General features: G+C 64.9%; 3 protein-coding genes. All 3 read left to right on the top strand.

The features are described from left to right. Positions 1–270: 270 nt before the first annotated feature. Positions 271–2,550, top strand: coding sequence for a PKD domain-containing protein (locus AAFP05_RS03335; RefSeq protein WP_341728440.1), 2,280 nt, complete (start codon positions 271–273; stop codon positions 2,548–2,550). Between the two features lie 79 nt (positions 2,551–2,629). Further along, positions 2,630–5,023, top strand: coding sequence for an HAD-IC family P-type ATPase (locus AAFP05_RS03340; protein WP_341728441.1), 2,394 nt, complete (start codon positions 2,630–2,632; stop codon positions 5,021–5,023). Between the two features lie 163 nt (positions 5,024–5,186). Then, a complete protein-coding gene (locus AAFP05_RS03345; protein WP_341728442.1) occupies positions 5,187–5,750 on the top strand; it encodes a YqgE/AlgH family protein in 564 nt (187 codons plus the stop codon). The last annotated feature ends 111 nt before the right edge of the window (positions 5,751–5,861 follow it).

The raw sequence follows: 5,861 nt of genomic DNA on the forward strand, positions 1-5,861 counted from the left end.
CAGCGACTTGCTGAGCGAGGTTCTGGTGTTCTGTCGCGTCTGTGACGCTGCTGTTAGCTGGCGCTGTTCGTTAGCGCTGCTCCGTTGCTGTTCTGCCTAGTGTTTGGCGACACGACTGGCCCGATGCTAGACTCCCGGCCTGTAGTAGCCATCCTTGAGTCGTATTCCAAAGGTGGCAGCTGTCCGCTATGCGCATCCGCTTCTTCAGGCCGAAAGTTCATCTTGAGTCGAACAGTCCAACAAAAGTCGTATGCTCGCCGTCTGGCATTGTTGTCTGCCACCACGGTCCTGGTCTCGTCGCTGGGCGTGCTTGCTGCGCCCCAGGCATCCGCCGCAGAAGGTGTCGATTGCTCCGGCGGAGCGGTTCAGATCGTCGCACACGAGGACGATGACCTGCTCTTCCAAAGCCCCGATCTGCTGCACGACATCGACGAAGGACGCTGCGTCCGGACGGTCTATGTCACGGCCGGCGACAGCGGCGATGTGGAGGAGTACTGGCTGTCTCGTGAGCGAGGCTCCGAAGCGGCCTTGGCGCAGATGGCAGGTGTGGCCGACAGCTGGACGACCGGTGAGGTTTCGCTGGCCGGTAATCCTGTGCGGCTACGCACCCTGGACGCCTCCCCGAATGTCTCCGTCGTGTTCATGCGACTGCCCGACGGCTTCCCGCTTGGCACCGGCTCGGCCGCGCGCGGGTACCAGAGTCTCTACCGGCTGCTCAACGGCGCCATCCCGACCATCTCAGCTGTCGACGGCAGCGCCTCGTACACCGCCGACACGCTGCGCGACGCTCTGCTTGATGCGATACGTGACCAGGAGAGCACCTGGGTGCGCGCCCAGGACTATCTGACGGCTTACGGCAACGATGGAGATCACTACGATCATCACGCGGTCGCATATCTGACACGCGACGCCTCGGACGCGTATTCACGCGACCACATTCTTGGCAGCTACCTCGGTTACGGCGATTTCATGCTCGACGAGAACTGGCCGCAGAACGTTTTCGGTGACGACCTCGACCGGAAGATCAGTGCCTTCGCCACCTACGCCGAACACGACATCGCGATCGACTGGGACGGCTACTGGAACACCGGTTGGTTCCATCGCCAATATGTCATCGCGACCGACGGCAGTCCGGTGGCTGCGAACGCAGGCATCGACCGAACGGTGACCGCCGGTACGAGCGTGAGCCTCGACGGCAACGGCTCATCAGGACTCGACGATCTCTCGTACTCGTGGACGCAGATTGCCGGTCCTGCGGTGGAGTTGAGTGATGCTGATACTGCTGCGCCGTCGTTCGCTGCCATCGAGGCCGGCGATTATGCCTTCGAGTTGACCGTTTCGGACGGTCAGGCAACGTCCACGGATTCCGTCACGGTGACAGTGGCCGCCGCGCCGCTGACGAATGTGGCCAGACAATCCGGTGTGAGGGTGACTCAGTCGTCGGAGGTTGCGGGCCAGGAGGGCGTCAAGGCGATTGATGGTGTGGTGGACGGCTATCCGGGTTCGTGGAGCAATGAGTGGTCGAGTGATGGTGATGGTGTCGGAGCGTGGGTGAGGCTGACCTGGGATGGTCCGGTGACGTTGAGCAGGGTTGTTTTGTTTGATCGTCCGAACGGTAACGATCAGATCACTGGTGGGACGCTGGTGTTTTCGGATGGTAGTTCGGTGCCGGTGACATCATTGGCGAATGATGGTTCGGCGACCACGATTACGTTCCCGGCGCGTGCGGTCACCAGTGTTCGGCTTGACGTCAGCTCGGTTTCGGCTAGTACGGAGCGGGCGGGTCTTGCCGAGTTTGAGGCCTGGGGTACGCCGGGAGGATCCGCCGCCAATCGGCCACCGGTCGCCAACGCGGGAGCGGATTCGTCCGATGCCGTTGGAACCCTCGTGAGACTGGACGGCTCGGCGTCCAGCGATCCTGATGCCGCGGATTCGTTGACCTATGCGTGGACGCAGACTGCCGGTCCTGCGGTGGAGTTGAGTGGTGCTGACACGGCCGCGCCTTCATTCACTCCGGTTCAGAGCGGTGACTATGTGTTCGAGTTGGCTGTTTCGGACGGCCGGGAATCGTCGACGGATTCGGTGAATGTCTCCGTGGGCGACGATTCTTGGACGCCCACGAATGTGGCCAGACAATCCGGTGTGAGGGTGACTCAGTCGTCGGAGGTTGCGGGCCAGGAGGGCGTCAAGGCGATTGATGGTGTGGTGGACGGCTATCCGGGTTCGTGGAGCAATGAGTGGTCGAGTGATGGTGATGGTGTCGGAGCGTGGGTGAGGCTGACCTGGGATGGTCCGGTGACGTTGAGCAGGGTTGTTTTGTTTGATCGTCCGAACGGTAACGATCAGATCACTGGTGGGACGCTGGTGTTTTCGGATGGTAGTTCGGTGCCGGTGACATCATTGGCGAATGATGGTTCGGCGACCACGATTACGTTCCCGGCGCGTGCGGTCACCAGTGTTCGGCTTGACGTTACGTCGGTTTCGGCTAGTACGGAGCGGGCGGGGCTTGCCGAGTTCGAGGCCTGGGGCATGCCGGGAGGCAACCGCTGACCACGATCAGCGCCAAGACCCGTCACGAGAGACTTCGACACCCGAGGGGGAGCATCTCGCGCAGGCAGTGGCCACCGGCGTGGGTGAGACGGGGCTGACCGAACTGGAGGCGAGCCGGCTGCTCGAAGCAGGCCAGGGCAATCAGATGCCGGACGGCTCGAGCCGCTCGCTGCAGCAGATCCTGAGTGCGAACGTCTTCACGTTGTTCAATGCCATCATGCTTGCCTCAGCGGTGATCCTGCTGCTGCTCGGGCGCTGGCAGGATGCCCTCTTTGCGCTTCCGGCGCTGCTGAACACGGTGATCGGTGTCGTTCAGGAATCCAGTGCCAAGCGGGTGCTCGATCGGCTCGCGGTGCTCAACGCACCGACGGCCCGGGTGCGGCGCGACGGTGTCGATCACGAGATCGCGCTGGAGGATGTGGTGCTGGGCGACCTGCTCGTGCTGCGCAGCGGCGATCAGGTGACCGCGGACGCCCGCGTGACGCAGGTCGCCGCCAGCGGAGGGGGTGGATTGGAGGTCGACGAGTCGCTGCTGAGCGGCGAATCGGAACCAGTCCGCAAGCACCCGGACGATGAGGTGCTTTCGGGGTCTCTGATCGTGGCCGGCTCCGGACTCGGGCAGGTGATCAGGGTCGGAGCGGATTCGTATGCTGCCGGGCTGACGGCCGAGGCGCGCAGATTCTCGCTCGTCCACTCCGAACTGCGCAGCAGCATCGACCGATTGCTCAGGTGGATCACCTGGGCGCTGGCACCGGTCGTCCTGATCGTGGCGTACGGCCAGATACGCTCGCACGGCGGCTGGGACGCGGCCGTGGCCAGCGGGGCGTGGCGCGATGCGCTCGTGGGGGCGGTCGCCGCAGTGGTGGCGATGATCCCGCTGGGACTCGTCCTGATGACCAGCATCGCGTTCGCGGTGAGCGGTGTGACGCTCGCGCGGCGTCAGGTGCTGGTGCAAGAGCTGCCGGCGGTAGAAGGCCTGGCGCGTGTCGATGTGCTGTGCGTCGACAAGACCGGCACGCTGACCACCGGGGAGATCGTCTTCGCCGACGCATATCCGACAGGCGAGGTGAGCGGCTGGCGAGCGGTGCTCGGCCGAATGAGCGAGGCGCCGGACGCGAACGCCACCGCGCGCTGCCTTGCCAGACCGTTCGGCACCGGTCAGGCGCTGCCTGTCGTGGACACGATTCCCTTCGATTCGGAGCGCAAGTGGAGCGCCATGGTCATTGGCGGGGACAGCGCCAGCAGCGGCAACTGGGTGCTCGGCGCCCCGGAGTTCGTGCTCGACGGCGCCCACCACATCTCGTCGCGGATCGCGCTCGCCCGCGCTGGGGAATTGGCCGCGTCCGGGCTGCGGACGCTGGTGCTGGCGCGCAGCAGCCAGGCGGGCGACTACGGGGAGCAGCCGGTGCTTCCCGCGGGACTGTTGCCCGCGGCACTTCTCACGTTCCGCGAGCAGGTGCGTCCGGACGCCGCCGACACGCTTGGCTACTTTGCCGACCAGGGCGTCGAGGTGCTGGTGATCTCGGGCGACGAACCGGGCACAGTGGCGGCTGTTGCCAGGCAGGTCGGCCTGCGTTGCGGGCAGGGCTACGACGCACGCGACCTTCCCGACGACATCGATGAGCTTGGCGGCGTTCTTGGGCGGGAGCGGGTATTCGGACGGGTGACGCCCACCCAGAAGCGGTCGATCGTGCGCGCACTGCAGCACCGGGGTCATGTGGTGGCGATGACCGGCGACGGTGTCAACGATGCCCTGGCGATCAAGGAATCGGACCTGGGAATCGCGATGGATACCGCCGCTCAGGCGACCAAGGCCGTAGCCCGCCTGGTGCTGCTCGACGGACGTTTCGAGCGGATGCCCGGCGTGGTCGCCGAAGGACGCAGGGTGATCGCCAACATCGAGCGGGTATCCAAGCTCTTCTTGACGAAGACGGTCTACGCGGTGGTGATCGCGATGATCTTCGGCGTGGTGGCCTGGTCGTTCCCGTTCTTGCCGCGCCAACTCTCGGTCACCAACGCCCTGACGATCGGAGTCCCCGCCTTCTTCCTCGCCCTGATGCCGAACTCTGCGCGCTACCACTCCGGATTCTTGAAGCGCGCCCTGCTGTTTTCGATACCCTCCGGGCTGATCGTGGCGTCCGGGCTTGTCGCATTGCAGATAGCCGCGAGCCGGCTGGGTGCGGTCACCGAGATGCAACTGCAATCGGCTTCGGTGCTGGTCCTCGCGGGCATCGCGCTGTGGGTCCTTGCGGTGCTTGCCCGGCCATTCCATCCGTTCAGGCTGTTCATCGTGCTCGCGATGTACGCCGGGCTGGGACTGGCATGGGCGGTCCCTGTCGTCCGCGAGTTCTTCTTGCTGGACTGGCTGCCACAACCGCTTGCCCTGCTGGTGGCAGGGATCGTGACGATCGGCATGGTGCTCGTCGAATTGCTGGGCGTCTGGCATCGCCGCTTCACCGGTATCGCCGGTTGAGAGTGCCCCTTGGTGATTCTCGCCCTTTGAGGGCCCTAAGAACGCTGTGGCGAGGCATGCTGGTCGGACGATTGGTGCACGGGTTAGCGGGCCGCGAAGATGGATCAGTTCATCGTTCAAACATCCGGCCAGGTGTGGTCTTTGATGCGAGAATCGAACTGTGATGCCCGCTGAACCGCCCAGTGCCGGAGAGCTACTGGTGTCCACATCGGGCGGCAGCGACGAATTCTTCGATCAATCCGTGGTGCTGCTGCTCGACTGCGACCATGACGGTGCGCTGGGTGTCACCCTCAACAAGCTCGCCACCACCCCGCTCGACTCTGTGCTGCCGGAGTGGCAGACGCTGGTCGCTCCGCCGCGCGTCCTCTTCGCGGGCGGTCCGGTCTCGCCCCAAGGGGCGGTCTGCGTGGCGAAACTGCAGGACCCGACCGAGGAGCCGCCGGGCTGGCGTCCGGTGATCAACGACATCGGTCTGCTGCACCTAGACACTCCTGTGGAGTTGGCCAGCGGCGGATACACCGACCTGCGCATCTTCGCCGGCTACTCCGGTTGGGCGCCCGGTCAGCTGGACGAGGAGCTCGCGCGCGGAGCCTGGTTCCGGATGCCCAGCCGCGACGAGGACATCTTCACCGCCGACCCCGCGGGCCTATGGCGCCGGGTGCTGCGCAGACACGGCGGCACGCCTGCGTTGCTGTCAACCTGGCCGAAGGATCCCGAACTCAACTAGGGACCCTCGTCGGGCCACAGGGACCCTCGTCAGGCCCCAGGTAGGCTGGAGCAGATAAGTACACAAACCGGGCACACCCCCAAGCAGCTGCACATCGGCGGCCGCCCGGCT

This window comes from Brooklawnia sp., assembly GCF_032229645.1.
In the GTDB taxonomy this organism is placed as follows: Bacteria; Actinomycetota; Actinomycetes; order Propionibacteriales; family Propionibacteriaceae; genus Brooklawnia.

What these genes read in the sequence shown, in the direction of transcription:
- AAFP05_RS03345 (WP_341728442.1), top strand. Translation starts at nt 5,187, where the DNA reads ATGCCCGCTGAACCGCCCAGTGCCGGAGAGCTACTGGTGTCCACATCG.